This is a genomic window from Haloplanus sp. C73, from assembly GCF_051195115.1.
GTDB lineage: Archaea > Halobacteriota > Halobacteria > Halobacteriales > Haloferacaceae > Haloplanus.
This window is the reverse complement of sequence record NZ_JBNTJZ010000001.1, coordinates 239,146-260,157: the sequence shown is the minus strand read 5'-3', so window position 1 is coordinate 260,157 and position 21,012 is coordinate 239,146. Positions and strand designations below refer to the sequence as shown.

At 65.9% G+C, this 21,012-nt stretch carries 13 protein-coding genes; 8 read left to right on the top strand and 5 right to left on the bottom strand.

From position 1 onward, the window contains the following. Nucleotides 1-76 precede the first annotated feature (76 nt). The 4 genes from ACQUSQ_RS01355 to ACQUSQ_RS01340 are packed head-to-tail and all read right to left on the bottom strand — an operon-like array spanning nt 77 to nt 9,067. Nucleotides 77-3,904 carry a hypothetical protein gene (locus ACQUSQ_RS01355; protein ID WP_435066697.1) on the bottom strand — a complete coding sequence of 1,276 codons (3,828 nt, stop codon included), beginning with the start codon at nt 3,902-3,904 and terminating at the stop codon, nt 77-79. Then, the gene (locus ACQUSQ_RS01350; protein ID WP_435066696.1) at nt 3,901-4,512 is read right to left on the bottom strand and encodes a BREX protein BrxB domain-containing protein; all 612 of its coding nucleotides are present in this window, start codon (nt 4,510-4,512) and stop codon (nt 3,901-3,903) included. The genes ACQUSQ_RS01355 and ACQUSQ_RS01350 overlap by 4 nt, the downstream gene beginning before the upstream one ends. Then, nucleotides 4,509-8,240 carry a hypothetical protein gene (locus ACQUSQ_RS01345; protein ID WP_435066695.1) on the bottom strand — a complete coding sequence of 1,244 codons (3,732 nt, stop codon included), beginning with the start codon at nt 8,238-8,240 and terminating at the stop codon, nt 4,509-4,511. The genes ACQUSQ_RS01350 and ACQUSQ_RS01345 overlap by 4 nt, the downstream gene beginning before the upstream one ends. Next, complete coding sequence (locus ACQUSQ_RS01340) at nt 8,237-9,067, bottom strand: hypothetical protein (RefSeq protein WP_435066694.1); 831 nt, start codon at nt 9,065-9,067, stop codon at nt 8,237-8,239. The genes ACQUSQ_RS01345 and ACQUSQ_RS01340 overlap by 4 nt, the downstream gene beginning before the upstream one ends. Before the next feature lie 127 nt (nt 9,068-9,194). Here ACQUSQ_RS01340 and ACQUSQ_RS01335 point away from each other — a divergent pair, with 127 nt between their 5' ends. From ACQUSQ_RS01335 to ACQUSQ_RS01305, 7 genes are all read left to right on the top strand, one after another. Continuing rightward, nucleotides 9,195-12,383 (top strand): PD-(D/E)XK nuclease family protein, encoded by a 3,189-nt coding sequence (locus ACQUSQ_RS01335; RefSeq protein ID WP_435066693.1) that lies wholly within the window; start codon nt 9,195-9,197, stop codon nt 12,381-12,383. Continuing rightward, on the top strand, nt 12,376-16,002 hold the full coding sequence (locus ACQUSQ_RS01330; protein ID WP_435066692.1) for a UvrD-helicase domain-containing protein: 3,627 nt from the start codon (nt 12,376-12,378) through the stop codon (nt 16,000-16,002). Before ACQUSQ_RS01335 ends, ACQUSQ_RS01330 begins: the two co-directional genes overlap by 8 nt. A gap of 76 nt (nt 16,003-16,078) precedes the next feature. Next, entirely contained in the window at nt 16,079-16,333 is a 255-nt protein-coding gene (locus tag ACQUSQ_RS01325) for a hypothetical protein (RefSeq protein WP_435066691.1), read from the top strand. 155 nt (nt 16,334-16,488) lie between these two features. Continuing rightward, the gene (locus tag ACQUSQ_RS01320) at nt 16,489-16,788 is read left to right on the top strand and encodes a hypothetical protein (protein ID WP_435066690.1); all 300 of its coding nucleotides are present in this window, start codon (nt 16,489-16,491) and stop codon (nt 16,786-16,788) included. Beyond that, nucleotides 16,781-18,238 (top strand): molybdopterin-dependent oxidoreductase, encoded by a 1,458-nt coding sequence (locus tag ACQUSQ_RS01315; protein ID WP_435066689.1) that lies wholly within the window; start codon nt 16,781-16,783, stop codon nt 18,236-18,238. The genes ACQUSQ_RS01320 and ACQUSQ_RS01315 overlap by 8 nt, the downstream gene beginning before the upstream one ends. 60 nt (nt 18,239-18,298) lie before the next feature. Then, on the top strand, nt 18,299-18,643 hold the full coding sequence (locus ACQUSQ_RS01310; protein ID WP_435066688.1) for a winged helix-turn-helix domain-containing protein: 345 nt from the start codon (nt 18,299-18,301) through the stop codon (nt 18,641-18,643). A gap of 2 nt (nt 18,644-18,645) precedes the next feature. Further along, nucleotides 18,646-18,945 carry a hypothetical protein gene (locus ACQUSQ_RS01305; RefSeq protein ID WP_435066687.1) on the top strand — a complete coding sequence of 100 codons (300 nt, stop codon included), beginning with the start codon at nt 18,646-18,648 and terminating at the stop codon, nt 18,943-18,945. 61 nt (nt 18,946-19,006) lie between these two features. Here ACQUSQ_RS01305 and ACQUSQ_RS01300 read toward each other — a convergent pair whose 3' ends face one another. Beyond that, nucleotides 19,007-19,807, bottom strand: a complete 801-nt coding sequence (locus ACQUSQ_RS01300) for a TrmB family transcriptional regulator (protein ID WP_435066686.1) — start codon at nt 19,805-19,807, stop codon at nt 19,007-19,009. Nucleotides 19,808-20,182: 375 nt separating this feature from the next. Here ACQUSQ_RS01300 and ACQUSQ_RS01295 point away from each other — a divergent pair, with 375 nt between their 5' ends. Next, nucleotides 20,183-20,983, top strand: a complete 801-nt coding sequence (locus ACQUSQ_RS01295; protein WP_435066685.1) for a TrmB family transcriptional regulator — start codon at nt 20,183-20,185, stop codon at nt 20,981-20,983. Nucleotides 20,984-21,012: the final 29 nt, after the last annotated feature.

The following is a 21,012-nucleotide window of genomic DNA, read 5'->3' as shown; positions in this document are numbered from 1 at the left end:
CAGACGACCACCATTAATGTTGCCGATGGGGGCGTGTCCGGCGATTGACGCGAGTCACGCCCCGCCCGCACACGCCTCAGTCTTCGAGTAGCACGATGCTGCCGTCGTCGAGTTCGTCGAGTCGTTCGGTCACGGCTCGAATCCGCTCCAGCATCGTTTCCGCCTCCGAGCGTAACTCCGTCACCCGCTCCTCGCTCGGCCGGTCGTCGGCGTCGATGGCCGCCGTCACCTCGTCAGTCACGTCGGCGTTCGGAAGCTCCTGCCGTAGCGCGTCGGCGACCCGCTGCAGGTCGGCCCACGCGTCGTCGCCCGCACCGGGCGACGTGGGCGAATCGGCGCGCTCGATGAGTTGGCGCACCCGCCGTTCGGTCGGCGGCCGCGACGAGTCGAGCGCGGCCTCGACTGCCTCCGTCGTCGGCGAGTCCGGATGCGACGCCGCCAGTTCCTCGCTCGCCGCCCGTAGCTGCGACCAGAGACTCGCGCCACCGGTGTCGTCGAAGAGAACGCGAACCTGCTCGTACGCTTCGGCCTGCTGGACGACTGCGGAATCGACGATATCCCTCTCTGACAGCGCCTCGCGGCGCCAGACCGACTCGAACACCGCCGTCAGGTCGTCGAAGACGACGCCGTCGAACTCCTCGGTGGCCGCGTCGACGATTGCTCGAACCTCGCTCTCGTTCGCCTCGACCCATGCACGCAGGTCGTCGCAGACGGTCTCGGGGGTCGATTCGGCGGTCGTCTCGCCCGTAATGCGCCGGTACTGGGCCGACGCGACGTCGACGCGATAGGTCTCGGCGTCCTGAAGCCGCGCCTCGACCGTGGCGACGCTGGGGACGGTGTCGCTCGCCGCCGTCGCTCGCATGCTGTCGGTGACCGACGCGTTCGGATGGAGCGACGTCATCGCGTCCAGTTCGTCCTCGAAGCGGTCCCAGAGCGTCGTGTCTCCGTCGACTCGGAAGAGGTCGCGAGCGTCTGCGAACGTCTCGGCTTCGCCGAGCGCCGTTTCGAGGTCGGCCTCGCTTCCCAAGTCCGACGTGGAGAGGTCCGCACCGCCGAGGGCGGGGGCAATCACCGCCTCGAAGGTATCGAGCGACACGCCGAACTCTCGGGTCGCCCCTTTCAGCGTCCGCTTGACGGTCGCGCTGTGTTCGTCGACCCACCGACCGAGGTCGCTCAGCCACTCGTCCGGGCCGTCGCCCGACGGCTCCTCGCCGACGACCGTCGCGACGAGTTCCCGTACCGTCTTCGGGTCGATGCTCTCGACGCCGAAGCGAACTTGGAGCGACGTCAGCCCCCCTTTGGTCCGCACCTGCCGGCCGATGGCGGCCGGGTCCGACACGTACTCCGTGTCCTGCTTGAGGGCGACGGATACGTTTGCGGTCGCGAGCGTGATGAGAAGCGCCGCTATCGACTCCCGTGGCGTGCCGCGATAGTCGCCGTTGGCGGTGCGGGTCTGCTCGAGGAGCGACGCCACGCCGACCGACTTCCGTGACTCGTAGGCGTCGACGAACTCGCGACACCAGCCCGTGTCGGATAGCTCGGCGCTCGCAGTGTCGACGCCGAGCATCGCGGCGTCGACGTCCGAGAGCGGCCACGCACCGCTGCCGCGGAAGAACTGCGCCATCGCTTTCGCGTCGTCGACTTCGACCAGCGGTCGCGAGAGCGTCTTTCGCGACGACCCGAACACGGCGTCGACTTGGTCGGCGACGACGTCTTCGAGCACGCTGGCGCGCGCGCCCCGGCGGTCGTGAGGCGTGTACACCGACGCGTCGTCGAGCATCTCGGTCACCGAGGATTCGAGGCGGCGCTTGTCCGCCCGGTGTTCGCGCTCGAGTTCCTCGTGGGACTCGGTCTCCTCGTCTAACACCGTCCCCATCCCGATGACGTTGCGAACCCGCTCCAGCATCGTCTCGGGCACGTCGACGGTAATCAGGACGTGTTCGCCGCCGTCGCGGCCGGCGTTTACCCCCTGCCACGTCTCGACCTGTTCGGCGACGGTGTCGTGGTCGTCTGCCAGCACGCGAACCCGAAGCGCGTCGTACTCCGGCGACGGCGCCCGGTCGACGGGTTCGAGGATGGAGTAGTCGTATCGAAGCGGGACGAGACGCTCGTCGCCGACGTCGACTTCGTGACGACTGCCGTCGCTTCGGAAGAAGTCGTCTGCCTCGCGCAGTCGCGTCTCCAGCCACGCCGACAACTGGTGGGGCGAAATCTTCGCCGCCTCGTCCTCCGCGCGACTGAGGATGCTCTCCTGTTCCTCGGAGACGAGCGTGTACACCTCGTCGCCTTGGTCGGTCGTCTCGGTGAGCGCCTTCTGCGTGTCGACGAGCGTCTCCAGCCCCGATTCGGTGCGCTCGACGACGTCGCCGACCGACGCCGTCACGTCATCGACCATCAGCCGACCGAGGTTCTCGGGCGTCGAGGGGACTGCCGGCGTCTGGTTCAGGAGATAGAGCCCCTTCGCGAGACGCACCTCCCACGCCTTCTCGTCGCCGAAGGTGGGCACCAGCGTGTTGTCAATCATCTCCTGCACCCACAGTGGGAGATACGTCGTCTCCGCGACCAGCAGGTCGAACAAAACGTCCCACGTGACGAGCGCCCCCTCCGCCTTCGACGCCCACCCGAACGTGGTGAACAGCGACCGGACCAGAACGAGCAGCGCCCGGCCTTGGATGTAGTCGCGGTCGGTCGAGCGACCCTGCGTGATGAGTTCCTGCATCACCGACCGCAGGAGCGACAGGTCGTACTCGCGAAACGGGTAGGACTCGACTGGGTCCGGGTCCGCACTCGTCACCGGCGCGTAGGTGTGCAGCGCGAGTTCGGGCATCGACGACACCAGCGATTCGACGCGCGCCCGGCCGTCGGGCTCTGATTTCTGGAGCCACCGCTTCCGGACGATAATCTCGGTGTCCGCGCCCTCCAGCGGCACCTGCTGGTGGGTCCAGTGGTCCGCTGGTGGCTCGCCGATGAGGCTCGCCCGCGTATCGGGAAGCGAGTACTGCCCCGTGGTGACGACAACCGGGTTCGGGCCGCGCTGAAGCGCCTCCATCGTCTCCTCGAACTCCCGATAGCGATGGCGACTGTCGCCGACGAAAAGCGCGACTTCGTCCAGTCCGAGCAGTAGTTCGGTCCGTTCGCGGCCGTCGCCGAGGGCGTCGACCGCCGCCTCGACCCGCGAGACGAGGTCTGCGGGGTCGAACGCCTCGGGGTCGACGTCCGCCTCCGCGGACTCGATGGCGGCTTTCGCGCCCGCCGGTGAGTCGAGGTCGGTCCCCGCCGTCTCCGACATCGCTGGCAACGCCTCGTACAGCCAACTGCGGAGCGTGGCGCGCTCGGCGAGGACGTCCTCGAACGTCTCCCCGTCGTGTTCGAACGCCTGCAGCGCCTCCCAGACGCCGTCGTACTCCATGTCGAGCCGCCACGCCCACTCCAGCAGCCAGTTCGGGTCGGTCGGATATCCGAGTTCGCGTCCGATTGCCTCGAAGACGAGGAAGGGTAGCGGCGGCTCTTTCGACGCGTCGCGGTCGAGCAGATTGAGAAAGACCGGCTCGAGGCGGTCGACGTGAGAGTCAGCGATGGACCGCTGGAGTTCGTCGAATCCCGGCCACTGCTCGGCCAGCCGGTCACCCAAATAGGCGAACTCGGAGTCGTCGTCGGCCAGCAGGCCGACGAGTTTCAGGAGGTGGGTCTTCCCCGACCCGAACGTCGCGTGGATGTAGAGAAATCGCGCGGCTTCCCCGGGATGGGTCTCGATGGCCGCGCCGAGTTCTCTGAGAACTCGCTCGGCGCTGTCCGTCTCGTAGAACTCCCTGACGTCCGTCTCGGCTCGCTCGCGAGCGTTGACTTTCTGCACTTCTTCGAGCTGTCGCGTCGGGTCGCTGTGAAAGAGGTCGCCGATAGTCATTGGAGATGCACCTCCTGAATCTGGCCGTCTATCTGGTGGGCGGGGTAGTAGTGGCGCGATTCGCCGCCGAAGAAGCTCAGTTTCCCGCCGACGACGTCGCCCGGGAACGGGATGCCGATGGTTGATTTGACGTTCCGCCGGTCGAGTTCGTCGAGCAGTTCCGACGCGCGCGTGAACGGATACAGACTGCCGAGATTGAGAAGCACCACCACGTGACTCTGGGTTTCGAGCTGAGTTTCGTCGAGTTCGTGCTCGATAATCTCCTGTACCAGTTCGTCCGCGAGTCGGTCCTGCATCGTCGTCTCGATGCGCTCGCTCGGGGGCGTCCCGTCCTCGATAGCAGTCAGGGAGTCGCCCAGGTCCACGAGGAGTTTGTACACGTCCGTCCGCGGGAGGAGTTCGTCGAGCCAGAGTGGCTGGACGGTGACCCCGGACTCTGCCGACGCTCGGTCCGCCGCCCAAGTAGCGAGCCGGCTCGCGACCCGGTGTTCGACCGCCGGGTCGACGGCGGCGATGACGAACGGATTCCGGATGCCGTGCTGGCCCTGCGCGAACGTCTCCAGTTTCGCTTTGAACTCGTGGTACGGCGACGCGCTGCCTCGGCTCATCGGATGACCACCCCCGCGTCCGTCTCCTCGATTTCGAGGGCTCGCTCCTCGACGAGCCGTTCCAGACGCCGGCTCAGTTTCTGCCGGTCGTCGGGGACGACGCCAATCTGGTCGACGTCGTCCGGCGTCCGGTCGCCGACGATGGTCGACAGTTCGTCGAGTCGGGCGTCGAGTTCGGACGGGTCGAACGCGACGGCATCGGCGAGCGGCCCGACCGTCGCGATATCCTCCGTCACGTCGACGATATCCTCCGTCTCGGCGTCGTCAGCGAGCGTCGCGAGCGCGGTCTCGATGGTTTCGTACCACTGCTGGAGGTGGCGCATCGGCGTCACGTACTCGCGCTCGAAGGCGACGTGGACGCCGGCCGGAATGTCGGTCGCCGGAAGCACCCACGGATGCGCTTCGATTCGCGCGACCAGTTCGCGCAGGCCACGCTCGTCGACGAACGCCTCCCACGACCGTTCGAGTTCGGGCGCGACGTCGGGAACCAACTCCTCCCAAAGCGTACTCCACCCGTCGGTCGTCCACCACGCACCGTCGAAGGACGTGACTGCGGCCGACCGGGCGTCGATGGCCGATTGGGCCTGCTCGTCCACCCAGTCGAACTGCCGACTCCCAATCGTCAGCACCGCGTCGAGCCGTTGCAGCGTCGAGAGGCGTCGGTTCCAGACGTCGGTCACTTCCTCGACCCACTTCCGGACGTCGTTCGTCTCGGTGATGACCTCTCCGATTCCCTCGTCCTGTGATTTGACGGTCGCGATGCGGTCGTCGGTCGCGTCGATTCGCTCGGCCAACTCGGCGGCGAACGCGTCCAGCAAGCCGGCGACGGCGTCGGTTCGAACGTCGGTGTCGACGACCAGCGTGACGTCTTCGCGAAGACCGGACAGCGTCGAGCGAATCCCCCGATTGGCGTCTCGGAGGTGGATGAGGCCGTCCGCGACCGTCTCGGTCGTCTTCTTGAACCCGCCCTCCTCCAGAAGTTTGCCCAGATTCGTCCGCGGAAGCAGTTTCAGTCGCGTCGTCGAGCGGTCGTCGAGGCCGAGAACCGCCTCGTCCGCCAGCGTCTCCCCGTCCTCGTCGATGGGGAGGAGCCGCCCCTCCCGACAGAAGCCCCAGATGATTGCGCGGAGCGCCGGCCGAGCCTCGTCGTAGAACGGCTTCTGCTCGACGATGCCGTCGAGGACCGTGGTCATGTTGAGGCCCTCGTCGCGACCCTTCAGTTGTCGACCGGTGAGGGACATGACGTTTCGCTGGATGGTCTGTTTGCCGCGACCCTCGTTCTGCGAAGGGACCTGAATCGTCCGCGCCCACGCCGGAAGCGACGCGTCGCCGTCGAGTTCCCGCAGTTCGCGCAGGCGACTCTCGTCGACCTGCAACAGCATCGGGTGGAAGTCGTCGGGGAAGGTGACTTCGACCGTAGCGCGAACGGCCTTCGAGAGACTGCGGATGTCCGTCCGGTCTTTCACCGCGTACGCCCCGCTCGCCATCGCGCTCGTCAGTTTGCTGCGGACGGCGCTCGCTCGCTGTTCGAGGTCGTGTTCGACTGCCGGCGGCACGTCGCGCGTCGCGACGGCGTCCCGAAGCGCCCACCACTCGACCAGTCGCGTGCGGAGGTCCTGCAGGCCGTCGGTGTCTAGCTCCCAGTAGAGCGTGTCCTCGGCCGTCCGGTCGGCCGCCGTGTCCGGACGCACCCCTCGGACGGCGACGTCGATATCCAGACCGCCCTCGGAGTCGACGCTCGTCTCGAACGCCGTCCCGTCGAGGTCGAAGTGATACGAGACGGGGTACTCGTCGCCCGACTCGCCGTAGGGGACCGACTCGGGAAGCGACAGGTCCTGAGCGATGCGCTCCCAGAGATGGTCGTCCAGCGCCGTGACGACGGCGTCCCAGTCCGGGTTCGCCTCGTTTGCCTCCGTCTCGTCGTAGATGAGGCGCTCTTCCTGCGTCGCGAACCGATAGCGCGGGGCGCTCTCGTCCTCTGCTGGCCGGATGAACTTCTGGAGTCGGTCCAGCGACTCCTCGACCCGGTTCGTCGTGCTAATCCACGACCGACCGTTCAGGTCGTCCATGACCGCAACCGCAATATTCCCCTCGTTCAGGGGGACGATTTCGTGGACGTGCTGAAGCAGGAGCACCGCCTTCGCGACGTCGAGGTCGAATTCCTGAAGCTCGCTTTCCTCGTCGGCCACCTCGTCGGCGATGCCGGTCGTCTCCTCGGCGCCCTCGACGACCCGCATATCTTGGGGAAGGATTTCCCGCAGTTCGGGCTCGATGAGTTCGAACAAATCCACCAGCGAGATAACCCGGTTGGCCTCGCCGTCCGCGACCCAGTCCTCCAGCAATCCGTGCATGAGCGCGAGGATGGCCCGCGCCATCCCCGAGAAGATGGATTTCGCCGGGTCGCTCGCCTCCCGGCGGAGGTTGAACAGGATTTCGAGAAACAGGGGAGCGTGGTAGGGGAGGAACGGGTAGAACTCGACGAGTTCCGCGTCGTCGACGGCGTCGAGCGGCGGCTTCGTGTTCTGCTTGATTTCGTTGTAGACGAGCGATTCGGAGGGTTTCACGTCGGCGTCGTCGAGCACTTGGCGAACCGCGTCCTCGCCCGCCGCCGTCTTCTGGAAGAGCCGCCGTTTGGCGATGTCGCCGACGTGCTTGCTCGGGAGCTGATACCGGTGGGGAAACCGGTCTTTGACGATGCTGAAATCGGCGCCGTGGGCCGCGAACTTGGGCTGGACGTCTTCGATTTTCGCCTGCGCCGTCGCGACGAGTTGAATGTCGCCGTCGCCGATGTCGTCGACGTTCTCCGCGAGCGTCTGGAGTTCGGTGAGGCGCTCGAAGTCCGTCCCGATGAAGAGACTCACCTCGTCGAGCAGGAGGACGAGTTTCACCGGCTCCCCCAACTCGTCTTCGCGGGCCTGCCGAAGCGACTCCAGCCGACTGACCACCTCTTCCGGGTCTATGTCCGACGGCTGGAGGTCGGTGTAGCCGTCGCGCGTGCCCGTCACGTCCTCGAACAGCTCCGGCAACACCACGTCCGACAGCGCGCTGTATCGCTGGATGTCGGTCCACAGCGTCTCCGCGTCCCACTCGTATCGGGGTGACGCCGGCGTCACCCCGTCGACGACCGCCGCCGCTCGCTCCCGTCGGTCCGTCCACGCCTCGGTCGTCCGATACCAGTCTTCGAAATACGCGACGTCGAGTTGCGACGAGAGCCCGCCGTCGACGCCCGTGAGCGTCGGGTTCTGGTGGGCGTGTCGCAGGACGATTTCGCTGAAGCTGCGTTGTTTCTGGCCTTGATACTTCAGCAGGTTCACCGAGACGGGGACGACGTGGGAGTCGGCGTGGACGGTTTCCCACCGGGTTCGTAGCGTATCGAGGTCCTCGCTCGCCGACGCCTCCGGGACCAGCGCGCGCCAGACGTCGTCGGAGCGAGTCTGGAGCCACCGCGTATCGAGCAACCCGTCCAGAACGGTCAGCAGGTGGCTCTTCCCGCTGCCGTAGTAGCCGTAGAGCCAGTAGTTCGACCCGGTCCGCATGTCCTCTGCGTCCCCGAGTAGCCGGGCGACGAAGTCGTCGAGAAAGCGCTGGGCGTCAGCCGTCACGTGATACGAGTCGATGGCCTTCGTTCGGTGTCTGTGCCCGTCTGCGGACTGATCTTCGCGGTCGATACGCACCGACTCCTCGAAATCCTCGGGCAGGTCTTCGAACCACGTCGGGTCGACGGTCATTCGGCACCACCGACCCACGCGTACGGCCCCTCCGTCGGGCGCAGTTGCAGGCTCCCGTGGAGTTCGACGTACTCCCACGCCGCCGTCTCCGCGACCCGGTCGTAGAGTTCGGTCCAGCGAGCGCTCGGCTGGAGCAGGTACTGCAGGCCGACCGGCGACTCGACCCACTCGTCCCCGCCCTCCGCGTACGAGTAGCCCATCGCGACGAGAAGCGGCGTCTCGCCCAGCGATGGCGGGGCGCCGACGACCGTTTGCTGGCTCTCTAGCGCGCCGATTTCGCGCATGACCGACCGGAACCCTTCGCACCACCGCTCGGTCGTCGAGTTAGCGTAGTCGAACGACGTCCCGTCGGCGTACTCGAACCGGTTCAGGAGCGTCGTGAGCGTCTTGTTCGAGAAATCGAGCGCGTCGGCGTCGTCCGCGGCGAGGCGTCGGGCGTATTCGTGGACGACGTACCGAACGAGGGCATCGTCCGCGACCAGATACAGGTAACACACCTGCGCCCGGTCTCGCGGTGACGAACAGGCGTCGAACACGTCGGGCAGGGTGCGCGGGTTGGGGAGGCTGGCGGGCGCGCTCTTGAATCGCGACGAGAGGACGCGATACAGCTTCCGCGAACTCGCTTTCGTGCTGCGGTTCGCGCGCCGTTCGCCGAACCAGACGTCCTCGACTTGGCTCCAGTTCCCGTGCGCTCGGTACAGCCGAGCCACCTCCGCCGCTCGGGCGGGCAAGAGGCCACACGTGGTCAACGACATGTTGACCGCCTCGGGAGAGAACGTGCGGGAAAGCGACGGCGGTCCATCCCCGCCGTCCGGGAGCGCGTTCATACGCTGGTGGAATCGACCGACCCACTTTACTATTTGTCATCGCGGAGTCGCCGCCCGAGGGCGGCCCGGCGGCGTTCGAGCGACCACCAAGAGTGAAGTGAGTGCCAGCTGTTGAGACCCGTATTCGATGCACGCTACGCTTCTAACTGGGTCTCGGCACGCGCGTCTGGAGCAGGCGGCGTTCGAACGCGCGGCCGAGAGTGCCGGGGAGTCGCTCGGGAGCGTTCTCTACATAACGCGGAACGACGCTCGCCGAAGCGACGTCGAAGACGCGTGGGCCGACTCATACGACCCGCTCCGCCTCCGTGCCGAGACGCTCGACGGCGTCGTTCGGGAGTGGTACGAGGAGCTCCACGGTCCGGTTCGACCGCTCACCGGACAGTTGAACCGCCGTCTCGCGGAGTACGCACTCGACAGAACGACCGCCGAGACGGACGGCGCTCTCGCCGGCGAACCCGCCTCCGCCGCCCTCGCGGACGCGTTCAGTAGTCGCTTCTCGCTCTTCGGTGACGCTGGCGTCGAGACGGCCGACGCGCTGGCGGCGGAGTTCGAATCCTCGACGCTCGATGCCCGTATCGCGACGGCCACCGTCGACGCCTACCGCCACTACCGAACCCTCTACACCGACTACGTCGACGAGTGGGTGTGTACGCGGGGCGCGACGTTCGAGGCCGTCGCGACGGCGGCACAGCCGTTATCGGACCTGTCCCCGGAACTCGACGTCGTCGTTCTCTCCGGGTATCACGAGTTCCGCCCCGTCGAACGCCGCCTCGTCGAACGCCTCGTCGACGAGTTCCCGACTATCGCGCTCTTGCCGCTCCACCGGGACGGTCGGAGCGGGGTCGACGCCGTCGCGGAAGACGCCCTAGACGTCTACGAATCGCTCGACTTCGAGACGGTGCGACTCGACCCGGACGACGACATCGGGAGCGCCTTCGGCGCGATTACCGACGCCCTCTATCGACCAGACCCCGACACCGTCCCAGTTCCCGACGGACTCCGATGGCGGGAACTCCCGACGCCGGAGCGCGAGATTCGCTTCGTGGCCCGCGAACTCCGAACCGAGTTGGCAAACGGTCGGGACCCCGACGACCTCGCCGTCGTCATTCCCGGTACTGAGGCGTATGCTAGCTACGTCGAGGACGCGTTCGAGACGTTCGACGTCCCGCACGTCACGACGGCCGCCGAACCCCTGACTCGGACCTTCACCGGGAGCGTCGTTCACGATCTGCTGAATCTGGCCGAGTCCGACCCGCGGGCCGAGGACCTCACGTCGCTACTCTCGAACCCGCTGGTCGACGTCGTCGACGCCGACCGGGCCGACGCCGTCACGGCCGCCGCTCGCCGCCGAGACACGGTTTCGGTGTGGCCGCTACTCGACGACGTCGACGACGGGGCGGCGACGCTGATTCGGGACCTGTTGGCCACGCTGGAGACGCTTCGGACGGGAAGCGTCGAAGATGCGACCGAGACGCTCCGTCACCTGCTGGACGACCGGTTCGACTTGGCGGCGGCGACGGCGGAGTACGCCAGCGGCGCCGAGCGAGCCATCGAAGGGCGGGCTTACGACCTCGTGGACGAGGTACTCTCCTCCTTCGAGTCGCTGGCGGCCGTCGACAGCGACCTGTCTCCGCTGGCGCTGTTTACCCGCGCCTTCGACGGCGTTCCGGTTCGGGTGCCCCAGCGCGCCGCCGGCGGCCACGTCGAGGTGATGGGACTGCTCGACGCCCGGATGCGCTCGTTCGAGACGGTGTTTCTCGTCGGGGTGACGAGCGAGCACTTCCCGGTGACGCCGGAGCGCCCGGCCTTCTTCGAGGAGATGACCGACGCCCACCCGCGGTTCGACACCGGGGACGAGCGGCTCCGGGGCCGGTATCTCTTCGCGACGTTGCTCGGAAACGTCGACGCCCTCACCGTCACCACGCCCGAGACGGGCGACGACGAATCCGCCGTCGTCCGGTCGCCCGTCCTCGACGAACTCCAGCGCGTGACTGGCATCGAACCCGAAACCGGCGTCGACGACCGGGTGGGCTGTCGCGAGGACCTCCAGCGACACGTCGCCGACGCCGCCGACCGGCGCGCGGCGGTCAGTCACGCCGGCGACCGGGGCGACCTCTCGCCCGAACAGACCAAGCGCACGGACAGGGGACTGCACTGTGCGGGCAACAGGGGAACCGCTGGCCTTTCCGAACACGACGGCGTCTTAGCGCCCGAGACGGTCGACGAGGTGTATCCGCCGTCGGAGCGCGAGCCCTACAGCGCGAGTCGACTCGAGCGCTACGTCGAGTGCGGCTTCAAGTTCTACGCCGAGAACGTCCTCGACATCGAAGACCCCGACGACGTCGAGGTGGTGCCGACGCCGCTCGAAACGGGGTCGTACGTCCACGATGTCCTCGAACGGTTCTACGCCGACCTGCAGGACGAGACTGAGGGTGGCGTCGACCTTTCCGAGTTCGACCGGGACGAACTGGCCGCCCATCTCCGGGAGAGTGCCGTCGCGGAACTCCGGGACGCGGACTTCGAGTACGACGGCCTGTTCTACGAGCGGTGGAAGGCGAAGTTGTTCGCGGGGCTTGGAAAGAGCGAGCACCTTCCCTACCGGGCCGGCATCAAGCCCCACGACGCGCCGGAACGGGGCCTGTTCGCCACGTTCCTCGACGAGGAACTCTCGCGGGACGGCGCCGCCCGACCCCACCTGTTCGAGGCGCCGTTCGGCGAGGGCCTGCCCGACTCGGACGCCGGCCCGTTCGCCGTCGAGCGACCGGACGGGTCGACCGTCTCGGTCCGGGGGTATATCGACCGCGTCGATCTAAACCGGGACGGCGAGCAACCGACGCTCACGCTCTACGACTACAAGACCGGGCGGGCGCCGTACATGACGAAGACGACCGGGGGCACGAAGTTCCAACTCCCCATCTATCTGCTCGCCGCTGCCGACGTCGTCGACGGCGACCTGTTCGACCGGGGCGCGCTCTCGGCGACGTACTATCAGGTGCGGCCGCCGAACGACCTCAAGGTGCCACGCGGCGTCGAGTCGAAGTTCGATTCGCAGGCCGAACTCCGGCGGTTCCTGTCCGACGTCGTCCCGGAGTGGCTGGGACAGGTCGACGAGGCGATTGCCAGCGGGCGATTCCACACGACGCTCCTGTCCGCTCGCGGCGCGAACTGCAAGTACTGTGACTACCGGCGGGCGTGCGACGTTCGCCACCACCGCAAGCGGGAGTTCGTTGACGAGGTTCGCGCGGACGACGCCGCCTACGTGCCGCTCCGCGTTCGCGACGACGAGGACATCGAGGCGGTGATGAGCGATGACTGAAGAAATTCGACTCACCGACGAGCAGGCAGACGCACTCGTTCAGGGTCGGAACGTCGCCATCACCGCCGGCGCGGGGACCGGGAAGACGACGACGCTGACCGAGCGGTACGTGACGATTCTGGCCGACAACCCGTCGCTCACGCCGGAGAACGTCGTCACGATAACGTTCACCCGAAAGGCCGCCGCGGAACTCACCGAACGCGTCCGAGAGGAGGTGTACGACCGCCTCGAAGCCGCCGACTCACCCGAGGCCTATCAGCGCTGGCGGGACGTCCTCGATGACCTCGAAGACGGCTACGTTCACACCATCCACGCGTTCTGCACCCGGCTCTTGCGGGAGCGAGCCGTCGAGGCCCCCGTCCCGCTCGGATTCGACGTACTCGACGAAGACGGCGCCGCGACGCTCCAGCGCGAAGTCGTGACCGAGTATCTCGAACGGAATCAGGACGGCGAGGACGTCGCGCTCCTCGCGCAACTCTGGGGCCGCGACCAGTTGGTCGGCGTCCTCGCCGGCTTGCTCGACGGGCGCCCACAGAGCGAGGCGGTCCTCGACGAGTGGCGCGGCGCCACGGTCGACGACTACGTCGACGTTCTCTGGGAAGTCGTCTGCGACCTCGACGCGGCCGACGCCCGACGGACGCTGTACGCGGACGGGCTTCTCGAACGGTTACGAGCGGTCGCGGGCCGCGTCGATAGCGAGGCGGCGGTGGCCGACGAGGACGGCCTTCGAGCCTACCGGACCCTCACCGAGATTGCGACGGCGCTCGCCGACGACCCGACTGAGAGCGACCCGCGGGCGTGCCAGCGGGCGATACTCGACCTCTATACGGCCTGCGAGAAGAAAAACGGCGGCCTGTACAGCAGTTCCGGGTACGTCGTCGGCGATAGGGACGACTGGGGCGAGTACGGGGCCGTCTACGACGACCTGAAGGACGCTATCGACGCGGTCATCGCGGCCGTCGAGTCACACGCGCAGGCAGTCGAGACGACGCCCGGCGAACTCGAAACGAACAGCGCTCACTACGCGCTCGCCCTGATGCGGGTGTTCGACGACGTCCTCGCGGCCTACACTGCCGAAAAGGAGCGCCGCGACGCGCTCGATTTCCCCGACATCATCGAGACGACACTCGAGTTCCTGCGCGCCAACGACGCGGTCACGGAGCGGCTTCGAGCGCAGTTCGCGGCCGTGATGGTCGACGAGTTTCAGGACACGGACCCGCGCCAGTGGGAGTTGGTCAAACTCCTCACGGGCGTCGACGAGGGGGCGGCGTCGAACGTCTTCCTCGTCGGCGACGAGAAACAGAGCATCTACGGGTTCCGCGGCGCCGACGTGACGACGTTCGGGACGGCGAGAGTGGAACTCGGGGCGGTCAACGCGGCCCGCGGCGTCGACGCCGTCCCCGACAGCGATGCCGAGCGCCCGACGGCACTCGAACTCTCGGGGAACTTCCGGACGCTCGACGGGCCGTTGTCGTTCCTGAACGAACTCTTCGAGCACCTGTTCCGGCCCGCGGGCGACGGCCACGCGCCCTACGAGGCGCCGCCACAGGAACTGTCCACGGAGCGCGACCAAGTGGAAGATATCGAGGGGCTGACCGGGAGCGTCGAGTATCTCGTGGTCCCCGACGACAGCGACACGGCGGCGGCCATCCTCGGCGACGACCATCCCGTCGCCGCGGGGGCGCTCGACCACACTATCGAGGCGGAGGCACGGGCGCTCGCCGCCCGGCTGACGCATCTGTTCGACGACCCGCCGACGGTGCAGGACCCCGACACCGGTGACCACCGCGACGCCACGCCCGACGACGTCGCTATCCTCCTCCGCCGGCGGACGCATCTGGACCGGTATCAGCGAGCCCTCGAAGCGTCCGACGTTCCCTACACCGTCGTCGGCGGCGTCGGGTTCTACGACACGCCCGAGGTGCAGGCGCTCACGAACCTGCTCCGGGTCCTCGGTGACCCGCGGGACGACGTCTCGCTCTACGGCGTCCTCCGGTCGCCGCTGTTCGGCTTCACGGACGACCGTCTCGCGCCGGCGGTGGCGACGGCCGATTCGGTGTGGGACGCGCTCGCCGAGACGGACGACCCGCAACTGGCCGACGCCTTCGACCTCCTGTCGACGTGGCGGACGCTCAGCGGATGTGCGACATCCTCCGAGAACGGCGTGCTTCCGTGGAACCGCCTGCTGACGCGGGTTATCGACGACACCGGCTATCTGGCGAGCGTGAGCGCCGACGAGCGGGGTCGGCAGGCCGTCGCGAACGTCGAGAAGTTCCGCGACCAAGTGCGGACTTGGAGCGAGAACGGCGCCCACACCGCCGCCGGGTTGCTCCACCGCATCGACCGACAGGCCGATATCGACCCCCGAGAGGGTGAGGCCGACATCCCCGGCGACGCCGAGGGCGTCCGGATACTGACGATTCACTCCGCGAAGGGACTGGAGTTCCCCGTCGTCGCCGTCCCCGACATCGGCAGCCGTCTCAACTTCGGTCGGTCCGTCGACGACCACGGGTACGTCCGCCTCGTGGACGGAACCGACGACGCGCCACCGATTCCAGCGGTCGGCGGCCCGGACCCGAGCGACGCGTTCGCCATCGAGAAGACAGCCGTCCACGAGTACGCCGACCGGCAGTCGCTCCCCCGAGAGCGGGCGGAGTCGAAGCGACTGCTCTACGTCGCGTGTACGCGGACGCGGGACCATCTCCTCCTCTCCGGCACGCACGAACTCGATGTCGACGACGCGGGCACCATCGAACTCGGTGAGCCAGCGGCCGTCGACGAGGCGGAGCGGTGGCGGGACTGGGTGCAACCGGCGCTTCTCGATAATGACCTCGTCGAGCGAGCGATGCGGGAGGGACAGGCGGAAGGGCAGATTGGAGCGGCTAGCTACACGATACGGAAGCCCCCCAGCCCGGTCGACTGGGGCGCCGGACCCGACGCTGCGGCGTCGACGCCGGCGATATCGATTCCGACGCCGCCCGCGTCGCCGCCGGCGAAACGGGTCGCGGCGACGACGCTCGTGAGTGCGGTTGCAGACGCCGCCGAGACCGGACACGGCCACACGCAAAGCGACGCGTCGTCGGGACTGAGTCCGACCACGTTCGGGACCGTCGTCCATCGAATCGCCGAACTCCGGCCACCGAGAGACGAGTGGCCGGCGCTCGTCCGTCGTCTGAGTCGGATGGCGGGCGAGGACCCGACGGAGGCCGACCTCAGCGATGCCGTGGACCACGCCACTGATGCGGTCGAGTTCGTGGAGCGGGTCGAGGCCGGTTCTCGGCTCGAAGCGGCCTACGACGAATACTCAGTCGTCGCCCGCATCGGCGAGTCACGGGTCGTCGGCGATATCGACCGCCTGCTCGTCACGCCGGACGCCTACCACATCGTCGACTACAAGACGAACGACCTCTCGTCGACGACGTCGACTGCGCTCGCAGCACACTACCGTCCCCAGATGCTCGCCTACGCCTTCGCGCTCCTGCAACACGACCGGAGCCGAGACGTGCGGGCCTCACTCAGATTTACCGATGCCAGCGTCGAGGAGCGCTTCGAGTGGGCGTCGGAACAGATGCCGGATATCGAATCCGACCTTCGGTCGATGCTGGAGCTAGTGGAGTAGCTTACCGCTCTTCGAGAGCCCGTAGTCTGCGTTCAACGAGAGCACGAACCATCCTCCGGACGACATCCTCATCGAGATGGAGAAGACGTATCTCGAATCGCAGTCGAAGCTACGCAAGGCGGACCGGGACGAGTTCACGAAAAACCGTCATCGCCACCCGCTCCTCGTGCAGACGGGGATTGAGGCGCTCACCGACGATACCGAGCGATTCGAAGGACACAGCGGCTACGAACGCGCGACTGGCCTGTTCGACGGGCAACTCGGTACGGCGGGTGGCGTGGCGCGAGTACGCACCGCAGGAACTCCTCCGAGCGTCGAGGCTGAACAGTGACCGTCGAAGAGACACCGATTTGTGAGCGTGGCGTCGTCGTCTACGGTGACGAGCCATTCGAAAGCAAGTTTGTATAGAGTTTGTACGAACCCTACAGAGAGTTCGTGTCAACATTGAAAAATTTACTTCCGGGCACACTGCCCCTCTCTGTCTGCATGTCTGATACCCACACGACGCGACGACGTGTCCTGAGTGTTGCCGGGATGACGACAGTTGTCGCCTTGGCGGGCTGTTCTAGCCCCGGGGACGACGCTGGCGACGACGGAGATTCGATGGCTGGCGAGACGACATCGGACGACACGATGAGTGACGAATCGATGGAATCCGATTCGATGAGCACCGAGACCATGGATAATGACTCTATGGGCAACAGTTCGATGAGCACCGAGACCATGGATGGTGACACTATGAACGATAGCTCGATGAACACCGAGACGATGGACGAGGATGAATAGGAACCTCCGGACAGCTGCGCTCGCCGGTGTTAGCGGTGTCGCGGGGTCGTATCTGGCTGCGGGATACTCGCCAGCGTTCATCCTCGCACCGATAGATGCTGCTGTGGTCCGCACGACGCCGGGGGTGGTCGTCGCTTGGATAATCACGAACATCGGCGAGGAGGGCCACCTCCTCCATATCGGGCTGTCGGCGGCCATCGCTATGGCGCTTTTCGGCGTGATAGCTGGTCTGGGGCAACTCGCAGCAGACAGGCTCGACCGGGGGCTCGTCGGCCCGGGCCTTGCTGGCGCTCTCTCATGGGGTGTAACTACCATACTCACCTCTCAGCCGATGTTCTCGCTCGGTGCTGCCGTTCCAGTAGCGCTGCTGACGCTACTCGGGTCTGGCAGCCGCTCGACCACTCAGCACGATAGCTCTCGTCGGGATGCCCTCGTCTCGATTGCGAGCGCGCTCGGCTTTGTCGCCGTCGCCGGTGGTGCCGGCCTCTTCAGAAACCAGACTAGTACGACCGACGGCGATATTGAACGACCCGCCGCTGTTACCCAGCGACTCTCGCAGGCCGAGGAGTACTCGCTTGACATTGCCAGTGATAATCTTCCAAGTCTGGTGAGCGAGATTGGCCAGTTCTATAACGTCGACATAGCGGAATTCGACCCCGAGGTGCCCGACGAGGATTGGTCGTTGTCGTTCACCGGTGCGGTCGGTAGCGAACGCACGATAACCTTCGAGGAACTGCGGGAAAGACCGGTCGAACACCGCTACGTCACGCTCCGATGCGTCGGTGAGAGCATCAACGGCCGCAAGATGGATACGGCCGTTTGGACCGGCACACCGCTGAAGCCGTTACTCGAGGAAGTCGACCCGGAGGGTGACTGCGGCTGTGCGATGCTCCACGCAGCGGACGATTACTTCGTACAGTTCCCAGTCGAAGCGCTCGACGACGCGTTCCTCGCGTGGAAGATGAACGGCCGGCCGCTCCCGACTGCCCACGGACACCCCGTGCGGGTGCTTGTCCCCGGCCACTGGGGAGAGACGAACGTCAAGTGGCTCTCAGAGATTGAACTCCTGGAGACGGAGATGGACGGCTACTGGGAGCAACGGGGATGGCACGGTACCGGCCCCGTGAACACCGTCACGAAGCTCTGGGCAGACACTCGGTTAGAAGACGGCCGCATCGAGGTGGCAGGGCATGCCTACGCCGGAACCCGTGGTATCGAACGGGTCGAAGTGTCGACTGACGGCGGCGACACTTGGACTGACGCCGAACTCTCTCGACGCCTCCCCGGCGAGGACGTTTGGCGGCAGTGGCGTCACGTCTACCAGCCGGACGGCGACCACGAGGTGGTCGTCAGAGCCGTCGACGGCGAGGGGACCCTTCAGCCACAGGAGCGTTCGGACTCGTTCCCCAGCGGCGCGACCGGCTGGGTGTCTAAGGATATCAGTGTATGACGCATTCGCCGCCGAGCGGGAACCCTTTACAGTCATCGACACTGACATACGCACGACCCAATGGAGAAGGCACTCTGGTACCTGCTTGCGGGCATGCGCGGCGGTCCGAACCGTGTCCGCATTATCCGCCTTCTCGACGACCGGCCACGAAACGCAAACCGTCTCGCCGACGCGCTCGGAGTCGATTACAACACCGCTCGCCATCATCTGGACATACTAATCCAACACGACGTCGTCGAGGCTGGCGGCGAGGACTACGGGGAGTTGTACTTCCTGACCGAGCGCTTCGAGAACAACCGCGACATCTTCGAGCGAATCACCGACCAAACCGACGTCGAAACCGGCACTGACGGCGGCGACTCCGCTGTGGGTCCGACTGACAACGAACAGGAGACATCGAACTGACAATGGCAACAATGACACCGATTCTGGCGGTAGCGAGCGCCCTCTCTGGGCTGAACATCCTGCTTCTCCTCGTGTTGGGGACGGTCTGGGTCCAGAACTACCGAGAGTTCAAGACGCCGCTCACACTGGGGCTACTTGGGTTTGCGGCGGTGCTGGTGGTCGAGAACCTAGTCGCGCTGTCGTTTTTCTTCAGTATGGGAATGTTGTACGCCAATTCGGGGACGGCGCAGTTGACGGTCCTGCTGATGCGGGGACTGCAGTTCGTCGCAGTGCTGTTCTTGACAATCGTCTCGCTACGATGAGAGTCACGGTCTGAGTAGTTCGCTAGTCGTACTCCGCGACGGGGGTAAGTGACGTCGCCGATTACGAGTCCGAATCGGAGGCGTCGAGTCGCCACGTGAAAATCCCCTTCAAAACCGCGACCAGACTGTTGGCCTCGCCTTCGCCCCAGATGGCCGTCTCCGAGCGCGGGTCGTGCGGACCCGCGTCGGCGCCGTTGACAAGTGCGCTCACGAGCGTCTTCCGGCCGTCAATCATCATGAGCCGACCAGCCGGCGTGTCCGACCAGACCCACAGCGACTCGAACACCGACACGCCGGGAACCTCGGCTCGAATCTGCCGCTGTACGTCGTCCGAAATACCGCCTATCTTGATGTCGACACCCCGGTCTGCGGCGTCGCGCAACGCGGCTATCAGGTCGTCGGTGAGCAACTCGTCGACGGTCATGTAGACGATTTGCTCCTCTGCATCGTCGAAAAACTCCAGAACCCGCTCCGTGACTGCGGTCTGGCCGTCGACGGTCCAGACGCCCCGCTGTTCGTTCCGGCGCTCGACTGGTTCGAGTTCGGTCAGTGCAGTCCGGAGGACGTCCGTCCGGTGCTGGAGTTCGTGCTCGAAGATACGGCTCGCCGTCTCGGCGGAGATTGCCCAGAATTTCTTGGGCGAGGACTGCTGGACGTCGACGAGACCTCGGTCGTGGAGTTCGTCGATGGCATCGTACACGCGGGTTCGAGGGACTTCAGACACCTGACTGACGTCTCGTGCCGTCCCGATGCCGAGTCCCGCGAGGGCGACGAACGTCTGTGCCGCGTAGGAACTCAACCCGAACTGTTCGAGTTGCTCGACTGCGGCAGGCCGTGGGTCCTGTGTCGGGTCAGTCGTCATCGATTAGAACCGCCTCTCGGAACCCCGCCACGCGGTTGTGGGGACAAATGCAGTGGGGAGTGGTCGAGACACACTGCTTCGCTGCATGCTGGATGTGAGGGACGTGTTCCACTCGAATATATGTGTTGTGATTAAACGAGTTAATACTGGCAAATCGGGTGGAGCCGCCTCGTAGCGGCGTCGCGCGTCACGGAGGTTTTGTAACTCGTCTAGTCACGGTGAAGACAATTCAGACACCAATTGGGCGATACAAACCGATTGTATCGCGGCTTCTGACTTCTGAAAGGAATCAGAGTGATGGTCCGAGTGACAAACCCTATCTGTCTCCCGAGTTAACGGAACGTCTGCTCCCGCGTAGGCGGTAGGCGAGATATGATGAACGCATCCGAAAACATAGAGGAGGCAATACAGGTACTCCAAGAACTCGGGTTGAAGGAGTACGAAGCGCGGTGTTTCGTCGGCCTCACGCGTCTGGAGACGGGAACGGCGAAGAAGCTCAGCGAGATGACGGAAGTTCCCCGGACGCGTGTGTACGATGCGATTCGGGTGCTGGAAGCACAGGGACTGGTTCAGATTCAGCATTCGAGCCCACAGCGGTTTCGCGCGGTGCCGCTCGACGAGGCGACTGCGACGCTGCGCGACCAGTACGAGTCTCGCGTCGACAGACTTCACGAATCTCTCAGTCGAATCGACACCGTCGACGAAGACGAAGAACCGATTCAGCAAGTGTGGTCGATGTCCGGACAGGAGGGCATCGAAAATCGGACGGAGGAACTCATCGGGACGGCGTCCGAGGAAATCGTCCTCGTCATCGGCGACGAATCGTTGCTGACCGAGAACCTCGTTGCCACGCTCAACCGGGTCGAGGGCGAAGTCGAACTGCTCGTCGGCGCCCTGACCGAACCGCTGGAAGAGAAGGTCAAGACGGCCGTTCCGGAGGCCACGACGTTCATCTCGGGACTGGAGTGGTTGCACGGCGAGAACGCCGCCGAAGACGAGACGGCAATCGGACGACTGTTGCTGGTCGACCGCTCGACGATTCTCGTGAGTTCGATTATGCCCGAGAGCAAGGAGGAACAGGCCATCTTCGGCGAGGGGTTCGGGAACGGCCTCGTCGTGATTGCCCGCCGACTCATGGCCCAAGGGTTACTGACTGCGCGTGACCCCGCCGCGTGAACACACGCCAGCGACGGTGTCGGCTCCGG

What these genes read in the sequence shown, in the direction of transcription:
- ACQUSQ_RS01330 (WP_435066692.1), top strand. Translation starts at nt 12,376, where the DNA reads ATGACTGAAGAAATTCGACTCACCGACGAGCAGGCAGACGCACTCGTT.
- ACQUSQ_RS01345 (WP_435066695.1), bottom strand. Translation starts at nt 8,240, where the DNA reads ATGACCGTCGACCCGACGTGGTTCGAAGACCTGCCCGAGGATTTCGAG.
- ACQUSQ_RS01305 (WP_435066687.1), top strand. Translation starts at nt 18,646, where the DNA reads ATGGCAACAATGACACCGATTCTGGCGGTAGCGAGCGCCCTCTCTGGG.
- ACQUSQ_RS01325 (WP_435066691.1), top strand. Translation starts at nt 16,079, where the DNA reads ATGGAGAAGACGTATCTCGAATCGCAGTCGAAGCTACGCAAGGCGGAC.
- ACQUSQ_RS01320 (WP_435066690.1), top strand. Translation starts at nt 16,489, where the DNA reads ATGTCTGATACCCACACGACGCGACGACGTGTCCTGAGTGTTGCCGGG.
- ACQUSQ_RS01335 (WP_435066693.1), top strand. Translation starts at nt 9,195, where the DNA reads ATGCACGCTACGCTTCTAACTGGGTCTCGGCACGCGCGTCTGGAGCAG.
- ACQUSQ_RS01340 (WP_435066694.1), bottom strand. Translation starts at nt 9,067, where the DNA reads ATGAACGCGCTCCCGGACGGCGGGGATGGACCGCCGTCGCTTTCCCGC.
- ACQUSQ_RS01310 (WP_435066688.1), top strand. Translation starts at nt 18,299, where the DNA reads ATGGAGAAGGCACTCTGGTACCTGCTTGCGGGCATGCGCGGCGGTCCG.
- ACQUSQ_RS01315 (WP_435066689.1), top strand. Translation starts at nt 16,781, where the DNA reads ATGAATAGGAACCTCCGGACAGCTGCGCTCGCCGGTGTTAGCGGTGTC.
- ACQUSQ_RS01355 (WP_435066697.1), bottom strand. Translation starts at nt 3,904, where the DNA reads ATGACTATCGGCGACCTCTTTCACAGCGACCCGACGCGACAGCTCGAA.
- ACQUSQ_RS01295 (WP_435066685.1), top strand. Translation starts at nt 20,183, where the DNA reads ATGAACGCATCCGAAAACATAGAGGAGGCAATACAGGTACTCCAAGAA.
- ACQUSQ_RS01350 (WP_435066696.1), bottom strand. Translation starts at nt 4,512, where the DNA reads ATGAGCCGAGGCAGCGCGTCGCCGTACCACGAGTTCAAAGCGAAACTG.
- ACQUSQ_RS01300 (WP_435066686.1), bottom strand. Translation starts at nt 19,807, where the DNA reads ATGACGACTGACCCGACACAGGACCCACGGCCTGCCGCAGTCGAGCAA.